Below are 269 nucleotides of genomic sequence, written 5' to 3'. Positions count from 1 at the left end.
ATGTCGGAGGCCGTCCAGAACACCTCGCCGGGCTTCACGCCGTAAAGGTTCTCCATCGTCCACAGGAGGGCGACCATATGCCCACCATTGTCGCGCACCACGCCCTTCGGCTGGCCCGTCGTCCCGGATGTGTAGAGAATGTAAAGTGGATCGGTGGCGGCGACGGGCACACAATCGACGACCGTGCCGTTGATCTTCTCCACCTCGACCGCCTGCCGGAAATCCACGTCGCCATGCTCGTAGCGCAGCGGCGCATGCAGTTCGTCGCG

Annotated in this window: 1 protein-coding gene; it reads right to left on the bottom strand. The window is 63.6% G+C overall.

Annotated features, from left to right (window positions below; translation table 11 throughout):
- On the bottom strand, positions 1 to 269 hold a 269-nt coding region (locus R0J92_RS23305), incomplete at both ends, for an AMP-binding protein (RefSeq protein WP_411053423.1).

Origin of the sequence: Tritonibacter sp. SIMBA_163 (genome assembly GCF_046535935.1) — a bacterium.
In the GTDB taxonomy this organism is placed as follows: domain Bacteria; phylum Pseudomonadota; class Alphaproteobacteria; order Rhodobacterales; family Rhodobacteraceae; genus Epibacterium; species Epibacterium scottomollicae.
This window is presented reverse-complemented; position numbering and strand designations above follow the sequence as displayed.